At 41.8% G+C, this 22016-nt stretch carries 21 protein-coding genes; 10 read left to right on the forward strand and 11 right to left on the reverse strand.

Annotated elements, in window-relative coordinates; translation table 11 throughout:
• Nucleotides 1–117 precede the first annotated feature (117 nt).
• Nucleotides 118–1002: a hypothetical protein gene (locus COV43_03975; GenBank protein ID PIR25738.1), complete on the reverse strand. Its 885-nt coding sequence runs from the start codon at nucleotides 1000–1002 to the stop codon at nucleotides 118–120.
• A 179-nt stretch (nucleotides 1003–1181) separates the two neighbouring features.
• Between COV43_03975 and COV43_03980 the strand changes: the two genes are divergently transcribed.
• Nucleotides 1182–2225: a hypothetical protein gene (locus tag COV43_03980; GenBank protein PIR25739.1), complete on the forward strand. Its 1044-nt coding sequence runs from the start codon at nucleotides 1182–1184 to the stop codon at nucleotides 2223–2225.
• A gap of 10 nt (nucleotides 2226–2235) precedes the next feature.
• On the opposite strand, the gene COV43_03985 is transcribed toward COV43_03980, so the two are convergent.
• On the reverse strand, nucleotides 2236–3603 hold the full coding sequence (locus COV43_03985) for a hypothetical protein (protein PIR25740.1): 1368 nt from the start codon (nucleotides 3601–3603) through the stop codon (nucleotides 2236–2238).
• Nucleotides 3604–4392: a hypothetical protein gene (locus COV43_03990; GenBank protein ID PIR25741.1), complete on the reverse strand. Its 789-nt coding sequence runs from the start codon at nucleotides 4390–4392 to the stop codon at nucleotides 3604–3606.
• 224 nt (nucleotides 4393–4616) lie between these two features.
• Between COV43_03990 and COV43_03995 the strand changes: the two genes are divergently transcribed.
• On the forward strand, nucleotides 4617–4853 hold the full coding sequence (locus COV43_03995; protein ID PIR25742.1) for a hypothetical protein: 237 nt from the start codon (nucleotides 4617–4619) through the stop codon (nucleotides 4851–4853).
• Nucleotides 4854–4902: 49 nt separating this feature from the next.
• Here the strand turns inward: COV43_03995 and COV43_04000 are convergent, their stop codons facing one another.
• The gene (locus COV43_04000; GenBank protein ID PIR25743.1) at nucleotides 4903–7320 is read right to left on the reverse strand and encodes a hypothetical protein; all 2418 of its coding nucleotides are present in this window, start codon (nucleotides 7318–7320) and stop codon (nucleotides 4903–4905) included.
• Nucleotides 7321–7430: 110 nt separating this feature from the next.
• Between COV43_04000 and COV43_04005 the strand changes: the two genes are divergently transcribed.
• A complete protein-coding gene (locus COV43_04005) occupies nucleotides 7431–8903 on the forward strand; it encodes a hypothetical protein (protein PIR25744.1) in 1473 nt (490 codons plus the stop codon).
• On the opposite strand, the gene COV43_04010 is transcribed toward COV43_04005, so the two are convergent.
• The 5 genes from COV43_04010 to COV43_04030 are packed head-to-tail and all read right to left on the reverse strand — an operon-like array spanning nucleotide 8900 to nucleotide 12763.
• On the reverse strand, nucleotides 8900–9655 hold the full coding sequence (locus COV43_04010; protein PIR25745.1) for a glycosyl transferase family 2: 756 nt from the start codon (nucleotides 9653–9655) through the stop codon (nucleotides 8900–8902). The two genes, COV43_04005 and COV43_04010, sit on opposite strands and share 4 nt — an antisense overlap.
• 17 nt (nucleotides 9656–9672) lie before the next feature.
• The gene (gene rfbD / locus COV43_04015) at nucleotides 9673–10515 is read right to left on the reverse strand and encodes a dTDP-4-dehydrorhamnose reductase (protein ID PIR25746.1); all 843 of its coding nucleotides are present in this window, start codon (nucleotides 10513–10515) and stop codon (nucleotides 9673–9675) included.
• A complete protein-coding gene (locus COV43_04020) occupies nucleotides 10512–11030 on the reverse strand; it encodes a dTDP-4-dehydrorhamnose 3,5-epimerase (protein PIR25747.1) in 519 nt (172 codons plus the stop codon). The genes rfbD and COV43_04020 overlap by 4 nt, the downstream gene beginning before the upstream one ends.
• A 3-nt stretch (nucleotides 11031–11033) precedes the next feature.
• Nucleotides 11034–12041 (reverse strand): dTDP-glucose 4,6-dehydratase, encoded by a 1008-nt coding sequence (rfbB, locus tag COV43_04025; GenBank protein PIR25748.1) that lies wholly within the window; start codon nucleotides 12039–12041, stop codon nucleotides 11034–11036.
• Nucleotides 12038–12763: a spore coat protein gene (locus COV43_04030; protein PIR25749.1), complete on the reverse strand. Its 726-nt coding sequence runs from the start codon at nucleotides 12761–12763 to the stop codon at nucleotides 12038–12040. Before COV43_04030 ends, rfbB begins: the two co-directional genes overlap by 4 nt.
• Before the next feature lie 126 nt (nucleotides 12764–12889).
• Between COV43_04030 and COV43_04035 the strand changes: the two genes are divergently transcribed.
• From COV43_04035 to COV43_04060, 6 genes are all read left to right on the forward strand, one after another.
• Nucleotides 12890–14002: a hypothetical protein gene (locus tag COV43_04035; protein PIR25750.1), complete on the forward strand. Its 1113-nt coding sequence runs from the start codon at nucleotides 12890–12892 to the stop codon at nucleotides 14000–14002.
• 29 nt (nucleotides 14003–14031) lie between these two features.
• A complete protein-coding gene (locus tag COV43_04040) occupies nucleotides 14032–14250 on the forward strand; it encodes a hypothetical protein (GenBank protein ID PIR25751.1) in 219 nt (72 codons plus the stop codon).
• A gap of 6 nt (nucleotides 14251–14256) precedes the next feature.
• Nucleotides 14257–14439 (forward strand): 30S ribosomal protein S21, encoded by a 183-nt coding sequence (locus tag COV43_04045; GenBank protein PIR25752.1) that lies wholly within the window; start codon nucleotides 14257–14259, stop codon nucleotides 14437–14439.
• A gap of 12 nt (nucleotides 14440–14451) precedes the next feature.
• A complete protein-coding gene (locus COV43_04050; protein PIR25753.1) occupies nucleotides 14452–14892 on the forward strand; it encodes an aspartyl-tRNA amidotransferase in 441 nt (146 codons plus the stop codon).
• A 132-nt stretch (nucleotides 14893–15024) separates the two neighbouring features.
• Nucleotides 15025–16815, forward strand: coding sequence for a DNA primase (locus COV43_04055; protein PIR25754.1), 1791 nt, complete (start codon nucleotides 15025–15027; stop codon nucleotides 16813–16815).
• A 17-nt stretch (nucleotides 16816–16832) separates the two neighbouring features.
• On the forward strand, nucleotides 16833–18653 hold the full coding sequence (locus tag COV43_04060; GenBank protein ID PIR25755.1) for an RNA polymerase sigma factor RpoD: 1821 nt from the start codon (nucleotides 16833–16835) through the stop codon (nucleotides 18651–18653).
• Between the two features lie 83 nt (nucleotides 18654–18736).
• Here the strand turns inward: COV43_04060 and COV43_04065 are convergent, their stop codons facing one another.
• Together COV43_04065 and COV43_04070 are read right to left on the reverse strand one after the other, a co-directional pair.
• Entirely contained in the window at nucleotides 18737–19951 is a 1215-nt protein-coding gene (locus COV43_04065; protein ID PIR25756.1) for a hypothetical protein, read from the reverse strand.
• A 101-nt stretch (nucleotides 19952–20052) separates the two neighbouring features.
• Entirely contained in the window at nucleotides 20053–21267 is a 1215-nt protein-coding gene (locus COV43_04070) for an adenosine deaminase (GenBank protein PIR25757.1), read from the reverse strand.
• A gap of 135 nt (nucleotides 21268–21402) precedes the next feature.
• Between COV43_04070 and COV43_04075 the strand changes: the two genes are divergently transcribed.
• Nucleotides 21403–22014, forward strand: coding sequence for a hypothetical protein (locus tag COV43_04075; protein PIR25758.1), 612 nt, complete (start codon nucleotides 21403–21405; stop codon nucleotides 22012–22014).
• Nucleotides 22015–22016 lie beyond the last annotated feature (2 nt).

Consider the following 22016-nt stretch of genomic DNA (forward strand, 5'->3'; position numbering starts at 1 on the left):
GTCTTGGTTATCGAACTCCTGCTGAGGTCTTCTTGAACCAAGTGTTGCACTTCGAATGTGAATCCACATCCCCGCTTTCGCGAGGATGACAATGATTTTTTTCTGCAGCTTTGATTGTCAAAACGGACTTGGCTTAAAGCCTTTGCCTAGCACTTCGGAAACATCAGCTACCGACATGAAGGCGTCGGCATCAATTTCTTTTACATAGTATTTCACGCGAGCAAGCTGTCGAAGGGAAACCACGCAGTATAAGACTTTGCGCTGGTTTTTGTAATAGGCGCCTTGGCCTTCAAGAAAGGTGACGCCTCGATTTACTTTTTCCATGATGCGAGCTGCAATTTCTTCCGGTTTAGTAGAAATGACAAAGATGGCTTTGCTGGTGTTGATGCCTTGAATGGTTTTGTCGATGGCAAAAGATTCCACAAAAATAGAAAGCAAGGCTAAGCCCGCAATGTCAGCCCCAAACTTTACTCCAGAAAGAACAACAATAAATCCGTTAAACGCAAGGGCAACGATGCCGAAGCTGATGGAAAAATATTTTTTAACCAATGCACCAATGATATCTGTTCCACCAAGTGATCCATTGACGCGCAAAGCCAGGCCGACACCAACTCCGCGAAGCACGCCGCTGAAAATAGCAGCCAAAATAGGAGAGCTGATCAAGTTCCAACTGGAGGTGAATTGCGTGAGAAAAAGGGAGAAGGAAAGGATAAGCATTCCGTAGAGACTTCCCAAAACAAACGGGCGGCCAAGTTTTTTTAAGGCGATGATAAAAAGCGGAAGGTTGAGCAAGATAACATATGCCCAAACAGGATAGTGTGTGATGTAGTTCAAAAAGACAGCTAAGCCGGTAAATCCGCCACCAACCAACTTGTGCGGAACAAGGAAAATGTTTACGCCCAAAGCGTTAATGAGGGTGGCAATAAAAATAACCACGCCTTGCTTGAGGATGAAGTGTTGTCTGATGATAGAAAAAGGAATGCGGTACATAAGTGCCTGCATATCTCACGCTTTTTTCTTTTCTGTCAATTTGAATATCAGAGATTTTACATTATTTGAAAACATGCGATCAAAAATGATTCATTTTGGGCAGTCTTTTGAGAGAAGTTGCCAGTTTTTTGGCAAAAAAAGGAAGAGAGCTCTTTTCGCATTTTTCGCTCGTTCACTCTTGGTGCCTTTGAATGGCTGTTTTAGCTGTCTTTATTTCACGCTTCCACTTTTCGTTCTTTTCTTCCTTCTGGCACAGAGATTGCTCTTTTAATCTCCAGATGACCACCTCTGCCCAACACAGTTGCTCGCATATTATCGGAAGCTCTCAGGAGATTACTGCCGTGCGCAGGACTATCCAGCAGATATCAGCTTTCTATGTGAACGTTTTTCTCAGTGGAGAAGAAGGCACGGGGAAAGAGCTTGTGGCCGAGTCAATCCATCGCTTTAGCAACAGAAAAGAGAAGCCTTTTGTTTCGTTTTCGGCGTCTCTTGTTCCCAAAAATCAAATGGCCGTCGAGCTTTTTGGAAGAGTGCCAAGTACTCAAGATGAAGAAAGCAAAAAAGGAATTATTGAAGAAGCCTATGGGGGAACTCTCTTCATTGATGATATAGAATTTGTTCCGCACGAAATACAAGGCCAGCTTTTGCAAATGCTGGACACGGCTTCCATCGTGCCCGAGGGAGCTTTCAAGAAAAGATCGGTAAACGTTCGTTTGATTGTTGCGGCAAGGCAAAATGCTGACGTGCTTTTGAAAAGCGGTGTTTTACGGCAAGATCTTTACTATCGCCTGAATGCCATCCAGCTTTCACTTCCGCCGCTTCGTGACAGACTGAGCGATATTCCTCTTTTAGTGAAACATTTTTTACATTCGTGGAACGAAGAATGTGATCAGCAAAAAAACATGAGCGATGAGTGTATCGATTGTTTGCTTCAGCATCAATGGTTTGGAAATGTGAGGGAGCTTTCTGATGTAGTGATGAAGTCATGTTTGCTCAGCCAAGGCAATGTAATTGGTATTGCCGATCTGCCGCAAGAGTTGCGTAGACACCAAAGCGCCGCTGAAATTAGAAGCAGCAAGAAGCAGCTCAAATCGTTGGAAGAAAATTTACTAAAGCAAGCCTTGCGTACAAGTGGCTACAATCCCAAAGAGGCAGCAAGCAAGCTAAACATGAGCCTTTCCACGTTTTATCGAAAACTGAAGCTGTACAACATCCCCACCAAATTACATGAGTAGTGTGTAGAAACTAATCCTTACTCAAGCCATATTTTTTCATTTTGTACTGAAGGGATGTGCGTTTGAGGCCTAGTTTTTTTGCGGTTTTGGATTGATTCCAGTTTTCTTCGAGAAGTGCTTTTCTAATTACTTCAGATTCGATGGCATTGATTTGGGAAGAAATGCCTGATTGATTGTGGCCTTCTTCTTCGATGCTGATTTCAGCCATCTCTCCTGTGAGCCCCACTGGGAGGTGTTTTGGGAGGAGGGCGTCATTTTCGGCAAGGATGATGCCTTGGGCTACAACGTTTTCCAGCTCCCTCACATTTCCCGGCCAAATATGATGGCGCAAAAGAGCAAGGGCTTCTGAAGTGATTTTTACATTTTTCCCAAGCTCTTTATTGTACTTGGAAAGGAAAAAATGCGTCAGCTCAGTGATGTCATCTTCACGTTCTCGAAGTGCTGGAAGGTGAAGAGAAAACATGTTGAGTCGATAAAAAAGGTCCTCGCGAAAAAAGCCTTTTTCAATTCGCTCTGAAAGATTTCTGTTGGTGGCGGCAAGAATTCTTACATCAAGTTGAATATTTTGATTTCCTCCAACACGATGAAAGTTTTTTTCTTGAAGAAAACGAAGGAGTTGTACTTGAATTTTTTCATCGAGCTCGCCAATTTCATCCAGAAAGAGTGTTCCATTTTGTGCGCTTTCAAATTTTCCAATACGCCTTGAAGTGGCTCCGGTGAAAGACCCTTTTTCGTGACCAAAAAGTTCGCTCTCTAATACTCCGCTTGCAAGCGCAACGCAGTTCACAGCAACAAATGGTCCGCCAGCTCTATTGCTTCGGCTGTGGATTTCCCGAGCAACCAGTTCTTTTCCTGTTCCACTTTCACCCGTGATGAGAACAGGCGCGTTAGTGGGAGCCACTTTGTGAATGCGGTCGTAAACTTTTCGCATTGTTTTTGAGTTTCCAATAATTCTTCCGAAGCGATTTTTTGCTTCACTTGCAATTTCAAAGCTAATTTCTTCCAGCTTATTTTCTTGTTGTTGCAACGCGCTTTTGATTTTTATTTCAAGTTCATCAGGAGAAAAAGGTTTGAGAATGTAATCATACGCTCCCTGCTTCATGGCAACGACGGCGCTTTCTACGGTGCCAAACGCGGTGATCATGATGACCATAGTGGAAGGTGAAATATTTCTGCTTTCTTTCAAGAGCTCCATGCCATCTTTTCCGGGCATGCGTAGGTCGGTGACTAAAATAGTGTAGTGGTTATTTTTTATTTTGCGAAGAGCATCGTCACCAGATGCAGCTGTTTCAACTTTGTAGCCTCGTTTTTTCAAAACGCGTTCCAGGACGTTGCGAAGGTCTTTGTTGTCATCGACGAGTAAAAGTTTGTGGTCCATCTATTTGGTGCTCCTTGCTTTATGTCTTCTGTCGACGGGGAAAAAAACTCTTATCCTTGTGCCTTCATTGAGTTTGCTTTCAACTTCTATAGTAGCTTTGTGCTCGTTCAAAATTTTTTGCACTATGGCAAGCCCCAACCCGGTGCCGCTTCCTTCAGCTTTTGTGGTGAAGTAAGGAGTGAAAATATGGCGGAGATTTTCTGGAGAAATACCCTCGCCGTTATCGCTTACTTCAAGCCAAACTGTGTCTTTTCCGCGTTTTCCCGAATTGATAATGATGACACGGTCACCAGCGCTGTTTTTAAGCAGAGCATCCTTGGCATTCATCAGCAAATTCACGCACAACTGATTAAGTTTATCACTATTGGTCCAAAATTCAAGAGGATCTCCTGAAAGCTGCTCATAGACCTGTATTTCCTGGGTTGAAAAGACTTTTTCGAGCGATTTTAGTGTTTTGAGAATGCTCTTATTCAAACTTTGCTTCAAAAATGGGCTGGGCTTTGATTCAGCCAGATACTTAAGATTGTGCACAGCTTTGGTGATGTCCAGAAGGCTAGTTTTTATGCCCTTCAGAGAAGCATTTGCCTCTTTGAGGTTTGCCTTTTTTTTGGTGATGTCACTCATGAGTTCTTCAACATAAATGCGCATGGTTCCAAGCGGGTTGTTGATCTCGTGCGCTGCTTCTGCAGCAAGTTGTCTTAAAAAAGCTTGGTTTGACTCATCAAGTAAGGGTTCATTTTTTTTTGTTGGAAGAGGCGATTTTTTTCGAGGAGTTTTCTTTTGGATCATGACGTCATTTCCTTCCTGCAAGCGACTTTGGCTACTATCAAGTTTCAGAGAAAACAAGGAGAAAGAAACAGGGCAAATGCTGCAAGTCTACAAACTGGTGAGAGGAAGAAAAAAGTTTTTAAAAGATGAGGTGAAATTGTGATATTTTCCTTTTTTCTCGACGCCAACTTTGATATGAGTTCTGCAGTTTTGGAAAGGGTTCCAAATATTTCGAGGAGGATGAAATGGCAGCGAAAAAGAAAACAGCAAAAAAAGCAGTGAAAAAGAAAAGTGTGAAAAAGGCAGTAAAGAAAGCAGTGAAAAAAGGAGCAAAGAAACCAGCGTTTGGTGGATACTCCATTAGCTTCAAAGGATGCGAAGATTCTATGGAATCTGTGTTTGGTGCTAAGCCTGTAGCTCCAAGTGAGATGACAAAAAAGCTTTGGGCTTATGTAAAAGGAAAAAAACTTAGCAGCAAGTAATTTTGTTTGCGTGCAAAAAAAAGACCTTACTGAAAAGTGAGGTCTTTTTTTATTTTGACGTTTCTGTGAGAGCAGATTTTTTTGAATGTCTTTTTTCAATAAGTGCAATGAGACATGGAAAAAACAGAAGGCTTGTCAGCATGCATGAACTAATTCCAAGCGTTGCCAAAATGCCAAGCGACTGCAAACCCGCATGGTTAGCGAAGATAAGGCCGGCAAATCCAAAGATGGTAGTCATGGCTGTGATAAAAATAGCACTTCCAGTTTTGTGCAAAGCTATTTTGAGAGCATGATGATCTTCGTAAACGTAGCGGTGATAAAAGTGCACGCTGTAATCAATTCCCAGCCCAAGCATTGAAGGCAAAACAACAATGTTATAAAAGTTGAGTTTTATCTGGAAGAGACACATTCCGCCAAACATAAGCAGGAAGCCACTTAACAGTGGGATGAGTACAAAAAAAGTTTCTTTTAACTTTCTAAAATCGATGAGCAAAATAAGAAACACAGCGATGAAGGCAATGGGAATAGTTCGTTTTGAATCTCGAAGCATGGTTCTAATCACTTCGGCAAAAACAAGAGTGGAAGAAGATGGATAATATGTTTTTCCATCCACATTTAAAGATCCAATTTCATTGAAAAAACGAATCGCATTTTTTCCATCATCAAGTTCTATAGTGGAATCTGGTTTTATGAGAGCGAGTTGCCCTGGAATTTTTTTGTTCCCAAAAAAAGTTTCTTCAACAATGGCTGGAAGTTGTTCTTGTGTCACTCTTTGCGGGTGGAACATCTTTTGAAATTCATCCACTTCTTTTTTTTCTTCTTCATCTAAAAGCTTAAAGACTTCACTGTCAAAAAGTTTTTCAATTCGATTTATAATTTCAGTTTTTTTTGTGTAGTCTGTTGGAACCATGTCGGCATAGGAAAAGAAACCAGCTGTGATGGCGCCATCTTCTTTTTTAATTTCGTCTATTTTTTCTTTTAAAAGAGGAAGATGATTTTCATCTTCAAGAAGAATAACAGCGTTTGTATTTCCACCTTGAACACTTTCGCGCATTTTTTGTTTTGCAATGCTGGCAGTTTCAATGCGTGCATTTAATTTTTTGAAATCGTATTCAAAGTGAAGAAAAAAGAAACTTGATATGAGTGAGACGAGAAGAAGTATTACGCTGATTCTCACAATCAGCTTTGAGTGCGGTATAAGACTGTCAAAAAAATGAATGAGAGGTTCCACCTTTTTTACGGGTGGACCAATTTTAAAATAATTCACGATCAGAAATAAGCATGGCATAAGCACAAAATAAGCGACAATGCTGAGCAAAAGCCCTGTGCAAGCGATAAAGCCGAATTCCGAAAATCCCTTGAAATCGTTGAAGACAAGAAGGAGGAAAGTGATTGCGGTTGTTGTTCCAGCCGTGATGCAAGATCTTCCGGCAGTCATAAGCAGAGTATATAAAGAATCTTCGATGTTATTTTTCTGCATTTCCTCCCAAAATCTGGAAAGAAGATGAATTCCAAAATCAACACCTAAACCAAATAAAACCGAAAACAGAAACGAAGTGATAATATTCAGGCTTCCAATAACGTGGTGGGTAAGCGCAAAACTCCACGTGAGAGCGCAAAAGAAAGGAATGAAAATGTAGAGAAGTGCATCGGGCCTTCTAAAACGCCATGTGAGAAAAAAGGTGATTCCAATCATGGCAATGATGCCCGCAATTCTGAGGTCATGCATGAGGGTATTGTATTCGTTGAGTTTGGTGGCGAAGCCCCCAGAATAATAAACCGTAATATTTTTTTCTTTGAGAAGAGGAAGGTTGTTGAGCAGATTTTCAAGATCCTGCATCGTACGTAACATGTAAGGAAAATCGGCCGATTCAACAGGGGAGTGGACAAGAATGCTATAGGTGGTTTCATCTTTGTTGTTGTAATATCTGCTTGGAAAGGCGCTGAAACCCAGGTTGAATCTACTTCTGAAATCTTTTAGTCCATTGTTTTCGTTGGCAGTGGTGTCTTCTTCAAAATCAACATAGAGATCGCCAAGTTTTTTCTTTTGAATTTCTTGATCAACCTCGTCGTAGAGTTCTTCTAATTGTTTGAGATCAAGATAGAGCAGTCCATTTTTTTGAAAAAAATCAAAACCTTCTCTTTCGTAGATTGCCTCCGAAACATATTCACTTTGCTTCAAATATTTAGCGATGGTGGGAATATATTGCTCGCCAATTTTTGGTTCAGGAAACTCAAACACCAGGGTGACGCCTTGGTTGTTAATTTTTTTTGCGTTTATAAGATCCCCGGAGATCACCGTTTTATTATCTTCAGGAAGGAGGCGAGACAAATTTGTATCGATGCTTTTGAAAAGTTTTAAGGTTGGCGCTGCAGCCCAAATGCTGAGAGCAATAAGCAGAAGAAAGAGAGGGAAATAAATTTTACAGAGGCAATGGACATAACGTCGAACAACATTTTTCATCATAGTTTTTTATACCTTCACTTTGATCTATTCGAATTGGAGTAATTCGAATAGGGATAATTCGTGGAAACTTTTTTGCCAATAGAAATTGTGGTGGGAAATGGCTTTTATTGGTGTTTTTCCTTGCGATTTCTAAGTTTTTATCCTCAATTCCACGCATGAAAAACAATAAAAAAATATTTTGGTTTAGCATTTTCTTATTTGCTGCCATTTTTTGTTATCACCTTTTTTCCTCAGCCTTTGACCACGATGAAATACAGCATCTTCACGCAACCTGGCTCGTTTCGCAGGGAGCACTGCCATTTACAGATTTTCTCGAACAGCATAACCCAACGCTTTGGTATCTTTTTGCTCCTGTGCTTCAGCTTGCAAGTGGAACAGAAGTGATTTTTATTGTGCGTACTTTTGATGTGTTATTGCTGGCCGCCTCACTTTTTTTTATTTGGAAAATTCTTCGTAGTTTTTTCGATCAATCTTTATCGAGATGGTTGATTCTACTTACGATGTCTTGTTTTATGTTTACTCGAAATATGCTCGAATTTCGGCCCGATCCCTTCATGACTTTCTTTATTTTGGTGAGCTATTTTTTTTGGATTAAAACATTTCGAGAACAGAAACGAAAGGATGCCCTCGTCTCCGGCCTTGCCATTGGGCTTGCAACAGTAATCTTGCAGAAGGCTTTGGTTTTTCTTCTTCTCATGCTTGGAATGTGGGGAGTTGCATTTCTCTTTGCACCATTTTGGATGTTTGAGAGAAAAAAGATTTTTGCTCAAGCAAGTATCTTTTTTGTGGCTTTGCTTTTTCCTCTTTTGATTTTTTTCATTTTCATTTTAGAACAGGGCCACTTCGATGATTATTGGTTTTGGAATGTTACGTTTAACAAGTTTTTTTATCTTCAAGCAATGGTCTCGGCACACATTTCTTGGGTTTCTACTGTAAGTAGAAGCTTTGCTCAAAGTGGTTTAGTTTGGGTGTTGGGTTTTTTGGGAGCATTCGTTGTTTGTGTTCAGCAGCGACGAAATTTTTCTCTTCTGTCGTTGTTTTTTATTTCCCTTCTCTACTTTGTAGGCTTTATGAGAAGCGGATTTCCGCTTGCGCAGTATCTGCTTCCTTTTTTTCCAGTATTGATTCTTTTTTCCGGTTTTGCTTGGCAGTTTTTAGAAAAACAACATCGTCGTTTTCAGTTTTTTCTTCCACTTCTTGTTCTTTTAACGTTGATTGAATCATTTGCCATTATGATCTTGTATCAAAAAAACACTTTTCAACTTCAGTGTATGAATCATGTTCTTGAAACCACAAAGCAAAATGACGTGGTGATGATTCAGCCTCCGTTTCATCCCATCTTTAGAAATGATGCCAGCTTTTTTTGGTACAACAATAATATTATTATGAAAGCAGTAAGTGACTATGCAAAAAAATATGGTGGTGAAAACAAAGGAGAAAAAGATGTGAAAAGAGTAAGAGAAAATCTTCCTGCTGTTCTTCGTAAAACAGCTCATGCCGAAGATAAAATCTATCCTGATTTAGAAGTTTATTTTAAAAACTATAAACCAATGGGAAAGTATGATCTCTACAGGCTTCGCTAAAGTTTCTTTTGTGAGTTGAGATTGAAAAGGGGTTGTGCACATCCCCATTTTGCAAAACGAAATTGAAGTGCTGTTTTTAGCACTCCGAGTCCGTAAATGATGCTGCGTTTCAAGTTGATGGATGAGGCTTCAGGAAAATATTTTGTAGGGCACGTAATTTCACCAATGTGAAATCCCCAAAACACAGCCTGGGCAAGCATTTGGTTGTCGAAGACGAAATCGTCTGAGTTTTCGCCAAGAGGCAATGTTTCTAAAACTTTTCGCGAAAAGGCACGATAGCCGGTGTGGTATTCGGCCAATTTATAATTGATAAGAATATTCTCTGCAAAGGTGAGAAATCGATTTGCAATGTATTTATAAACTGGCATTCCTCCAGAAAGTGCGCCAACGCCTAAAATACGAGAGCCAAGCGCGACGTCATAAAGCTCTTCGGCAAGCACTGATGCCATTGCGGTGATGAGTTTTGGAGTATATTGATAATCTGGATGAAGCATTACTACAATATCAGCGCCGCGTTTTAGAGCTTCGCGGTAACAGGTTTTTTGATTTCCACCATAACCAAGATTTTTTTCATGCTGAATACAAATAATGCCAAGTTCTTTGCAGACCGCAACAGTATTGTCTTTGCTGGCATCATCCACCACAATAACTTCATCCACAATGTTGTGTGGAATTTCACGAAAAGTTTTTTCTAATGTTTGTCCAGCATTGTAAGCTGGCATGACGACGATAATTTTTTTTTGATTAAGCATAATGTTCCAAGATTGAGTTAATGCTGATGTTTTCGAATATGTTCGAGGCCTTTTTGCCATGAATCAATATGAATTCCAAGTTGTGATAGTTTTTTATTTTCAAGAATCACTTTATGAGGCCGTTTTGCACAACCCTCTTTTTCTTCAGCAACAACAGGAGTGATGCTTAATCCAAGTTCCCATAATTGGTTAATGGCTTGTGCAAATTCATAACGAGAACAAAAATCCTCGCCTGCCGCATGATAAAGTCCAAACGGTGCAGAGCTCTCAACAAGTTTTATACTTGCTTCCGCCAGGCTGTAAGCGGGAGTGGGCGAGCCGATAAGATTTGTAACCATGTTAAAGTGATTTTTTTCTTTTGCCATGTGAAGCAAGCGGCTCAAAAAATTGTTTCCGCCACTTCCAAAAACAACCGCTGGGCGAAGCGCGTATGTTTTTTTGTTTCCAGCAAGTGCTGATTGCTCGCCCGATAATTTAGTTTTTCCATAAACTGAGAGTGGAAAAGGAAAATCATCTTCGGAGTAAGCAGTTTTTTTCGCTCCATCAAAAACGTAATCGGTAGAGTAGTGAACAAAAATAGCATCGCAATCACTTGCTTGCAAAGCCAGATTGAGAACAGCTTTGCTGTTAACTGAAAAAGCTTTTTCTTGATCTTGTTCTGCTGCATCTACTGCATTATATGCGGCTGCGTTTATGATGACATCTGGTTGAATGGAATGTATTTTTTTACTGATGAGATTTTCATCTTCGATGCTTACATCTTGATGTGAAAAAGCGAAGAGCTCTTCCTTTTTGTGTTTTAAAAGAGCAACAAGTTCACTGCCAAGAGTTCCGTTGCATCCAAAAACCATCCACTTCATAAAACTTGCTCCCGGAGAATTTCTTTTAAGTCGAGAACAAAAGGTGAGTTTTCATTTTCTTCGTGTCTTATTTCATCCACCGGCTCTTTTTTATTTTTTCCTGCGTAAAGTTGGTTTGGAATGTTGATTACTGTTCCTGGAGTGGAAGAAATGCAATGGTAGGCATGTACCACTCCTTCCGGAATAGTGACTGTAGCTGGGTTTGCGCTGCCCACTTTTACACAAAAACGCTTGCCGTATGTTGGAGATGATGCCCGGTCATCCCAAAGAGCGAGCAAAAAATCTCCAGGTCCAACAAAGGCAAAAATATCAGTTTGGCTTACGTGTTCGTGTGGTCCGCGTGTGATTCCAGGGTTGGTGACGGAAATATATCCCATGACTGGCCATAATTTTTCTTCCAGTTCATCGTGTCGAAATATTTCCATTAAGTATCCACGTTTATCTTTGTAACACGTGAGTTGATTGTAGATAACTCCTTCAAGAGAATCGGATGTGGTAAAATTGTTTTTGCTCATAATCTATTTTCCGTAGTGTTGTTGGTAGTAGTGTTGATAGTGTTCACCCGTTGCATGCTTAACCCATTCTTGATGTTCAAAATACCAATCCACCGTTTTTTGGAGACCACTTTCAAAATGTGTTGCTGGCTTCCAGCCAAGTTCTAGCGTGGCTTTGCTGAAGTTGATAGCGTAACGAAAATCGTGCCCAGGTCTATCAGTAACAAAAGTGATAAGGTCTTCACTACGATTGGTAAGTTTGAGTAATGTTTTTACAACATCAAGATTATTGTGTTCTGCTGCGCCACCAAAATTATAGACTTCGCCAAGTTTTCCCGAATTGAGAACATCAAGAATGCCTTTGCAGTGGTCTTCAACATAAATCCAATCTCGAATATTTGTTCCATTTCCGTAAACGGGAATACTTTGTCGCTCGAGCGCACGGTGAAGTACAAGGGGAATGAGTTTTTCAGGAAATTGTCTTGGCCCATAATTGTTTGAGCATCGTGTGATGAGCGCTGGAAAATCTGATGTGTGATGAGCAGCCAGGACAAGCATGTCTGATGCAGCTTTGCTGGCAGAGTATGGACTGTTTGGATGCAGTGGAGTTGTTTCGGAAAAGGCCGCATCGTTATGTTGGAGTGAGCCATAGACTTCGTCGGTAGAAACATGAACAAAACGTTTAAGCTTTGTTTTTCTTGCAGCATCAATAAGGCTTTGGGTGCCAAGCACATTGGTGCGTACAAAATCACTTGCGTTTTCGATGCTTCGATCAACATGTGACTCGGCCGCAAAGTGAACAATGGCATCTATTTGCTGTTGTTGGAGATATTCGTGCACAAGTTCGGTGTTGCAAATGTCAGCCTTCAGAAAAGCATAACGTGGATTATTTTCTAGCCCTGCAAGGTTTCCCGGATGTGCAGCATAGGTAAGGCAATCGAGATTAAAAATTTTATAATCAGTTTCTGCTAAAAGAAGATGAATAAAATTTGAGCCAATAAATCCACATCCGCCGGTAACTAATACTTTCATTGTTGATCTCCTGCTTGTGCTTCAACGAGTTGATTTGCGTGAGAGAGAGAATCGAAAGTTCCAGCATCTGTCCACCAGCCATCAACGAAATCATAATCTAATTTTCCAATGCTGGTGTAGTAATTATTCACATCTGTAATTTCAAGCTCTCCCCGGCCGGAAGGTTTTAACTTATCAATAACGGAAAAAACACTTTCGTCGTAAAGATAAAAACCAGTTACTGCAAAATTGCTTTTTGGTTCACTTGGTTTTTCTTCGATGCTACTAATTTTATTTTCTTTGAGAGAGGCAACGCCATAACGAGATGGGTCGTGCACTTCCTTGAGAACGACTCTTGCTCCGCCATTTTGTTCTTGGTAGCGTCTTACGATTGGTGCCAAAGGATTTTCAAAAATATTGTCTCCCAAAATAACGGCAATTGAATCGTTGTGCGCAAATTCTCTGGCCAGTCCCAACGCCTGCGCAATACCACCAGCTTCGTCTTGAACGCGGTATGTGAAGCGGCAGTTGAAGTCGCGGCCGCTGCCCAGAAGGGCAACGACATCACCCATATGTTCAATACCCGTGACGATGAGAATGTCTTTTATTCCAGCTTGAACCAGTTGCTCGATGGGGTAAAAAATCATCGGCTTCTTTCCAACCGGAAGAAGATGTTTGTTGGTTACTTTTGTGAGGGGCATCAATCTTGATCCTGTTCCGCCTGCGAGTACAATTCCCTTCATTTTTTCTTTCCCTTCGAGTTGAAATCAGTTTAAGAAGCAACCCCTTATAGGAAAAAATGGTGAGAGGTAAACAAAAAAGTACCTCAAAAAGCCGCTGTTGGTGGTTTGAAATGGAAAAAGCAAAACATGGGATTTACGCTCACAATTGAAAAACTGATTCACGGAGGAATGGGCCTTGGTTTTTGTGAAGGAAAACCAATCTTTGTGCCATTTTCAGCACCCGGAGATATACTGGAAGTGGAGCTTAGCGGTGATTTTGGCAGCTATGCCGAGGCAAAAATTCAGCGGATCGTTACACCATCAACCTTGCGTGTTGATCCTCCTTGCCCTTACTTTACGCAGTGTGGTGGCTGCCAGTGGCAGCATCTTGCGTCTGATGCACAGTTGGTGTGGAAGCGTAATCTCGTTTTGGAAGCGTTCACCCGTATTGCTGGCTTGCCGGAGGCTGAGATTTCACCGCTTGTTGCAGATTGCTTACCTTCCTCGAAACCATTTCACTATCGCAATCGCATTCAACTCAAAAAATCAGAAGCAGGTGATATTGGATTTTTCCAGGCGAGAACACATAAAGTTGTTCCCATCGAAGCGTGCCTCATCGCGGATGAACGCATCAACACTGCCTTAGCCAAGAGGCGTGAAGAATTTCTTCGCCTTCCCGTGGCGCAATTTGAACTGCAAGCGCAAGCCCAAGGCCAGGCGGTGCTGAAGGGTGAGCTGGCAGAAAACTATGATTTTTCCCAAGTGAATGATGGGCAAAACGCGGTGTTAAAGGCTTTGCTCTTGGATGAAGTGAAGCAGATGGGCGAAGTACAGCATGTTTTAGAGCTTTATGCCGGAGCGGGTAATTTTAGCTTTCCGCTGGCAGCGCTAGCAAGGCAGGTAACAGCCTGTGACGCCGATAAAAAAGCCATTTCTTACGCAAAAATGAAGCAAAATGAGCAAAAAATTGAAAATATCAGCTTTTTTTCACTTACTTCGAAGGAAATGATGCAAAAATTTAAGAAAAAAGCCGATTTCATTGTGCTCGACCCTCCCCGAAAAGGGGCCAGTGAAGTGATTCGGGCTATTGCGCAGTGTGCGGCGGAAAAGATCGTCTATATTTCCTGCAACCCGTCAACGCTTGCTAGAGATGCAAAAGCGCTGATGAAGTGCGGCTATAAGCTTGAGAAAATCATCCCCCTCGATATGTTTCCTCAAACTTATCATGTGGAAACCTTCAGCGTTTTTGCGCCTACTTGAAGCCAAGAGGCCAATCGGCTAGAAGCGTGATGCCAGGCTCAAATCCACTGCTTGACAGTTGGGGATGCATTGCCTATACGTCGCCAACTTTATCCGAGTCCAGTAAGTTAAAACTCGACCCCCTTGGGGCCGAAAAACCGTTAGCAGATTTCCCTGGATTAAACTCGGGAGCTTGCTCCCGAGTTTTTGATCGGGCACACAAGTGCTTGAAAATGAAATACAAAAGTGGCAGTTTTGGAAGGTGGTGATTTACTATGCCAAGTGTAAAAATTCGTGACGGTGAAAGTTTCGAACAAGCTTTGAAGCGTTTTAAAAAGCAAGTTGAGAAAGCTGGTGTGCTTTCTGAACTTCGTAAACGCGAGCATTATGAGAAGCCTTCTGTTCAGAAAAAAAGAAAAGCCGCGCAAGCCAAAAAACGTGTTCGTCGTGGGTTCTAAAGAAAGTTTCACATGAGTGTAAATGATCAAATAAATGCAGACCTCAAACAGGCAATGAAAGACAAGGCAACCGAGAAACTTGCTGTGCTTCGCATGTTGAGGGCTGCCATAAAAAACAAAGAAATTGATGCAAAGCAAACTCTCGATGATGTCGGCATTCTCAAGCTCATTGCGGGAATGGTGAAGCAGCGCCAAGATTCAATCGCCTTGTTTACGCAAGGTGGACGCCAAGACTTGGCGGAAAAAGAAGCTTCAGAAATTGTGTTTCTCGAAGGCTATTTGCCGTCGCAACTTTCTGATGACGAGCTCAAAAAGCTTGTCCTGGAAAGCATTCAAGAAACGGGTGCTAACGGCAAAGCCGATATGGGCAAGGTTATGAAGTCGGTAATGCCAAAACTTGAAGGCAGAGCAGATGGAAGAAGGGTTAACGACATTCTCAAAGATTTGCTCTAAATTCATTAACGGTTGTTCGATAGAAAGCGAGGGGTGTAAATGCTAGAAAAAACTTCCCTCGTTTTTTTACGAGTAGTGTGTTTTTAAAATATCATCACGTGCAAGCTTCAACTACAACGGTACGACACTACTATGAGCATTTTTTCCAAATCCTTTATTCAAGATTTACGCGAGAGAACATCCATTGTTGCCTTTGTGGGTGATCGTCTAGCGCTGAAAAAGGCGGGAAGAAATTTTCGTGGAGTGTGTCCTTTTCACAATGAAAAAACACCTTCGTTTATGGTGAATGATGAAAAGGGAATTTTTCACTGTTTTGGTTGTGGTGAAGGTGGCGATGTTATTCGTTTTTTGATGCTCTTTGAAAGCTTAAGTTTTCCGGAAGCCATCGAACATCTGGCGCAAACCCAGGGTGTGGAGCTTCCAGCGCAGGATGATGTTCCCAATAAAAGGGAAGAAGACGAAAAATCCAAGCGCAAAAAATGGGCGCTTCGCCTCAATGAAATTGCCCGGGATTTTTTTATTTCGGAACTTGCAAGCGAAAAAGGTGAACAAACCCGCAGTTATCTAGAAAAACGTGGATTTAAGGCCGCATTTTTCAAGCAACATTTTTTGGGTTTTGCCGACAAGTCTTGGGATGGGTTGGCGCTTCACTTGAAGGAAAAAAAGGCTCCTCTAGAACTCGCGGTAGAGTTGGGTTTGCTGCGGAAACGAGATGATGGTGGCTACTATAATTTTTTTCGGAATAGACTAATTTTCCCTATTCTTTCGCAGCGAGGTGAAGTGCTTGGGTTTGGTGGAAGGGCGTTAGACGATGATGAGCCCGCGAAGTACCTTAATTCGCCAGACTCGCAACTGTATCATAAGTCAAATACGCTGTACGGTTTGAATGCAGCCAAAGGTGCAATACGAAGGCAAGATCAAGTAGTGTTAGTTGAAGGCTACACCGATGTACTTTCGCTGATGCAGGCTGGAATTGAACATGTGGTTGCTCCGCTTGGAACCGCACTTACCGAAGGACATGTAAAGTTACTCAAACGCTACACCAGAAATATTGTGTTGGTGTTTGATGGAGATAAAGCTGGATCGAATGCGCAGGTAAGAGCACTGGAATTATTTCTTGCAGAAGAGTTAATTCCAAAAGCGGTTGCGCTTCCGCAAGGTGAAGATCCTGATAGTTTGGTGCAGAAAGAAGGCAAAGAAGGTTTTCTTCATCGCATTCAGCAGTCGAATACGCTCTTTGAATTTTTTATCGATGACCTGGTAAAGCAGTATGGCATTGATTCTGCCGGTAAGATTGCAGTGCTCAATAGTGTTCTTCCCTTGTTGAAGTCCATTGGAGATCCTATTGAACAAACATTGTATCGGCAGCATCTTTCACGTCGCTTGTTGCTTGAAGAACGAACGATACGTGAAGCCTTAAAAAGCAATGCCCCGCTTCAAGTAAGAAAAGAAGCGCAAGGACAAAAACAAAAAGCGCTCCCAAAAGTTTCGCAAGCGGAACAAATGATTGTGACAGCGTTGCTTCAAGCACCGCAGTATATCGAGGAAGTCCGCAAGCAGCTTGCTCCATCCGCTTGTTATGATGCGTGGTCGCAAATGGTATTAAATCTGCTTTTTTCCGATTGGGAAAAAAATAAAGATCACTTTAGCATCGCAGAGTGGATCGAAAATATTGAAGATGAAGAATTGGCAAGGCAAGTTCGCTCGAAAGCGCTTGAAGAGTTTGACGAAGAAATAAACATGCGAGATGTCATCTCTGACTGTCTCGAAAACATGAAGCGCAAACCACTTCAAGAAGAAGTAAGCAGAGTAAATTTGGAAATTAGAAAAGCAGAACTTGAAGGAAATGATGAGCGTTTATTTTCCCTTTTGGGAGAAAAACAAAAGCTGACCTTAAAACTTCGGCAACAAGCCGACGAATAAAACGGGGTGATTTTTTTATGGCAAAAGTTTCTCAAGAAAAAAATGAAAAGAAAATTAAAGAGCTGATTGAAGCTGGAAAAAAGAAAGGCTTCCTCACGTTTGAAGAGTTGAATAAATCTCTTCCAAACGAAATGGTAGCAACCGATCAACTCGACAGCGTGCTTGCACTTTTCGAAGACATGGGTGTGGAAATTGTAACCACCGAAGAAGAAGGTGTGAAAGCTGCGGCCAAAACAAAAGAAAAAGATGACGCCGATGACATGAAGGCCGCAGTTGAAGAAGAGCAAGTGGCCATGAGAACTACAGATCCTGTTCGCATGTATCTTCGCAAAATGGGACAAGTTCCTTTGCTTACTCGCGAAGGTGAAGTGGAAATTGCAAAACGGATCGAGCGTGGACAAAATGAAATGCTCAGCCACTTGCTGTGCAGTATTTCCGGCATGAACCTCATCAACGATCTTGCAGACAGATTGAGTAAAGGTGAATTAAAAGTTGCAGATATTATTGTGAAAGATTCAGATGATGTTTCAGACGAATTGGCTGAGCAGTTTGAAGGAAATAGCGAAGAAGTTAATGAAGAGGAAGCAGCAAAAGCAGAAGAGCTTGCGCAGCGCACAAGACTTTTGAAAATGTTTAGTAAGCTTCGTCAGATTGATAAATCGCGAAAACTTGCCGAAGAAAAAGTAGGAAAAAAACTTCCAAAAGCAAAACTAAAAGCTGCTGAAGCAAAGGCAAAAGAATCTCACGATAAACTCTTAGAACTTTTTAAAGAGATGACTTTTTCTAACACTACTTTGCACGCTGTTATCAATACCATTCATCACAGAAGCACTGAAATTGACAAACGTAAGCGTTTCCTTCGTGACGTTGCAAAAAAACTTAAAATTACGCTTGATGAACTCGAGCCAACGTTAAAAGCAGTAAAGAAAAACGAATACCAACGTAAAAAGTTATTGAAAACTTCAGGTGTAGATAGAGAGCTCTTAGCCGAGATGACGTTGGAATGTTCGCGTATGTTTGATGAAATTGCGGCGGTGGAAAAAATGCTTGGCCAAGATCATGCCAGCATGAAAGAAACTTACCGCGCCATTAAACGCGCAGAGCAATTTGCAGAGCGCGCAAAAAGCGAACTCATCGAAGCCAACTTGAGGCTGGTTGTTTCCATTGCGAAAAAATACACCAATCGCGGACTTCAGTTTTTGGATCTCATTCAAGAAGGAAATATTGGCTTGATGAAAGCGGTAGATAAATTCGAATATCGCCGAGGATACAAATTTTCTACGTATGCAACCTGGTGGATTCGTCAGGCTATAACCCGCGCCATTGCTGACCAAGCGCGCACTATTCGTATTCCGGTTCACATGATTGAGACCATCAATAAGCTTGTGCGTACTTCACGTTATTTGGTGCAAGCACTTGGAAGAGAGCCAACTCCTGAAGAGATTGCAGAAAAAATGGAGCTTCCAGTTGATAAAGTGAGAAAGGTGCTCAAGATTGCAAAAGAGCCAATTTCACTTGAAACTCCAATTGGTGAAGAAGAAGACAGTCATTTGGGAGATTTTATCGAGGACACTTCAGTGCTTTCTCCGCAGGATGCTGTTTCAAAATTAAACTTAGCAGAACAAACAGAGCGCGTGCTGGCAACGCTTACGCCGCGTGAAGAAAAAGTGCTGCGTATGCGTTTTGGTCTTGGCGAGAAATCGGACCACACCCTTGAAGAAGTGGGTCGCGATTTTTCAGTAACGCGCGAACGTATTCGTCAAATTGAAGCGAAGGCTTTAAGAAAACTTCGACATCCAAGCAGATCGAAAAAACTTAAAAGTTTTCTTGATTGGTAATTGAGAAAAGAAATGAAAAAGAAAAAGGCAGCTCCTCAAACGGGCTGCCTTTTTTTATGTTCTGATTTTTTTTCAGCCTTGAATTACTTCACCCGCTTCAACTCCTCTTGTACAAGGGCTTGAAGAAAACGTCCGTCTGTCCAATAACGAACAGCACGCCCGTTGAGTAAAATGGTAGGCGTCCCGCTAATGTAGATTTTATGCGCTGCTGCGAGGTCTTCTTGTAATCTTGCTTCTGTTTCTGGAGAGCTGAGGCAAGTATTAAAAAAGGCTTCGTCTATCCCGTGATCGCGCGCAATCTTTTGGAGTGTTTCGTCATTCAAGCCCTTTTGATGATTGAAGATATCATCATGGAATTTCCAAAAATCCATTTTTTTACTGGCACAAATGGAAGCTTTTGCCGCCATGCAAGCGTGAGCATGAAGGGGATGGTCTAGTTTGCTATTGCAGCTCATATCGAGTGGATAATTGACAAAACGAAGCTGCACTTTGTCTTTAAATTCTTGCAAATAAGGCTTGATGTTTAGGGCTGCACGTTTGCAAAACGGACATTGAAAATCAGAAAATTCTATCAGCACCACTTTTGCATCTGGGTTTCCCCAAACTGGCCAGTCTTTGTTCAGTTCAATTTCATAAAGTGATCCAACATAATGTGCGCTCACTTTTTCTGCCATGCTTGCTTTTGCAATGGGCGATTCGTTTGGTGCTGACAATACTGCTTTTGCGACGATGCCCGAAAAAAAGAAAAAGAAGAAAAATGAAAGCGTGAAGGCAGGAAGTTTTGTCTGAAAGGGAAGAACATCCGTTTTGAATGCTGACTGAAGATAACGAAGAAGGTATTTCGGAAAGCCAAGTAACGTTACTTTAGAATCCACAAAAAAGAGAATGAAGAGAACAAGATTGATGAGATGCATGCCAAGACAAAGTATGCAGACAACCTGAAGCACCGAGTACAAGACAAAGGAAAAATAAACCGCAGCGAAGAGGCTTAAAAAAGTAAGCATAAGCGCAAATGCCCTACTGGCCTTTCCTGCAGACTCAGAAACAAAATCAATTCCAAGAAGAATAAGGATGAAAAGATAAAAACTCAAAGCCCACCAAGCAACAGGAGTGGAAAACAATTCAGAATATGAACTGGCATCGGCTATATCGCAATTGATGGTTTGGTTGATGTTACAAAAGCTATCACCTTCAAAACCTGCGTGTTTAATTTTTTGGTGATGCGAAAGAGAAAGCCCTGAGAGAGTGATGCCGCCAAGACAAAGCAAAAAGGCGAATAAACGTAAAATTTTCTTCATATTTTCTCCTCTAGAAAGCTAAACGAAAAGAGTTCAACGGTTCAATAGTACAATGGAACAATGGAACAATAGTGCAATAGGGCAATGGTGGCATTGTTTTTCTACAGTTGGTGCTGGCTTGCTATTTTATCGTAGGCATCAATTACCTTGCGCATGTATTTTCTTTTTTCGGGATATAAAAGTGGTGAGAAGTTTCGCTTGAAGCCATAAATAATCAAATCTCGAAGTTTTTGAGGTGAGATTTCAAAGTGTTCAGTTGCCTTCATAATTTCATCGGTAACGGTTGTATGTGAGACAAGGCGGTTATCGGTGCAGAAGCTAAGTGAAAGCCGTTCGTCTAACATGCGACCGAGAGGATGTTTTGAGAGATCGGCAAACGCAGGAATGGTCTGCATGTTGGAGGTGAGGCAAACTTCAATGGTGATGCGTTGATCTGCAATGTATTTTGCAAGATTGTGCACGTAACGTTTTTTTGCATTTTCATCTGTGTGATGAAGAAGCTGGTAATCGAACAGATTTGTACCGTGGCCAATGCGATTTGCATGGCAAACTGTAATGGCTTGAAAAATAGAAGAAGGGCCATAAGCTTCGCCAGCATGAACCGTTTTTTTCAAAAAGTGTTTGTGGGCAATATTAAAGGCATGGGCGTGATCTTCGGCTGGGAAGCCCTTTTCCGCTCCGGCCAGATCAAAAGCGACAATGCTGGTGATGCCTTTTTCATCTCTGGCTCGAATGAGTTCGCGAACAAGATCGGTTGAGGCCAGTGCATACAATTCATGTTTTGGCATTGTGGCATGCAGCTTTGAAAGATCGTGGTGATAACGAGAAAACTTGTCGTTAAACATTCTCATGGCGCAACCGATGATGCCATAATCGAAGGGAACTTTTTCGCCACTTACTACTTCTTCGCGTGTGTTAATTTCTTGCTTTGCGCGCGAAAGGCCTTTGTCTACCGCAACAAGAACATCTAACACCGAAAAATCAGGCGATGAATGCAATTGCGGCGCAAAACGAGGTTCGATATAACAAACGCCTTCTGCATAGTTATCAAGCGCAAGTTCATAGGCGATGCGCTCTAGCGCTTCGGCAGTTTTCATGCAGGCAACAGTATATTTGAAACCGTGAAGGTATTCCGGCAGGTCATTGTAGTGATCTTTGAAGACTAACTCTTTCAAGCCTTCTTCTGTGTAAGCGGGAAGTTCCACTTTGTGTTCTTTTGCCAGTTCAATAAGAGTGGAAAGCCGCAAAGAGCCGTCCAAGTGGACGTGGAGGTCAGTTTTTGGAATGGCTTCAAGAAAGGATCGTGAATATTTCATGCTGAGGCTTCTAGCGAAAAAAGAGATGAAATGCCAAGTAAAAACGAGTGTTGAGAGCTTTCGCCGAAACATGGGGATTTTCCCGTTGCTTCCCTGCCGCAAAGTGGTTAGAGGTCTAGCTTTGAAGGAGATGCCATGAAACGCTTTGTTCTACTGATTGTTCTGTTTTCTACCTTTTCTTTTTCCGTTTCCGCGTTTGCACAAGTGCCAAAAAGGGATGGATGGTATTTTGCGGGAGGGTATGAACAGCATGTTTTTTATAGCCGCGATCACCGCAAAGCCGCTGTTGGTGTGCCTTCTTCAAAAATTACATTTGGCCCGGGATTTGGCCTCCATGTTATGGGTGGCTACCACTTCCCGCAAAGCCGCTTTGGAATTCAAGTTCCCATTGATTATTCAAATGTTGAATTGAACAGAAGAGAACGCATCAACACCATTTCTGTGAGTGCAGAAGGAGTGATGCACCTGAAAGAGTGGGAAAATGGTGCGGAGCTTCATTTGCTGTCTGGGCTTGGAACGATTTATTTTGATGAAGGTGAAGTGGATAATAAAAGCCGCGACGTTGGTGCACTTGCTTCTTTTGGTGCAGGCATTTCCGTTTATTTCAATCAGCAAAAGAAAAATGCTACAGCTTTAAACATTGAAGTTCCCTTGCAAGCCATCTACTTCCCACGCGATCGCCTGTCTGGAAGTGGAACCTTCGTTTTTTCCGTTCCCATCCGCGTTGGAGTGTTGGTGAGGTTTTAAGC

It is taken from the genome of Deltaproteobacteria bacterium CG11_big_fil_rev_8_21_14_0_20_42_23, assembly GCA_002796345.1.
Lineage (GTDB): Bacteria > UBA10199 > UBA10199 > 2-02-FULL-44-16 > 2-02-FULL-44-16 > 1-14-0-20-42-23.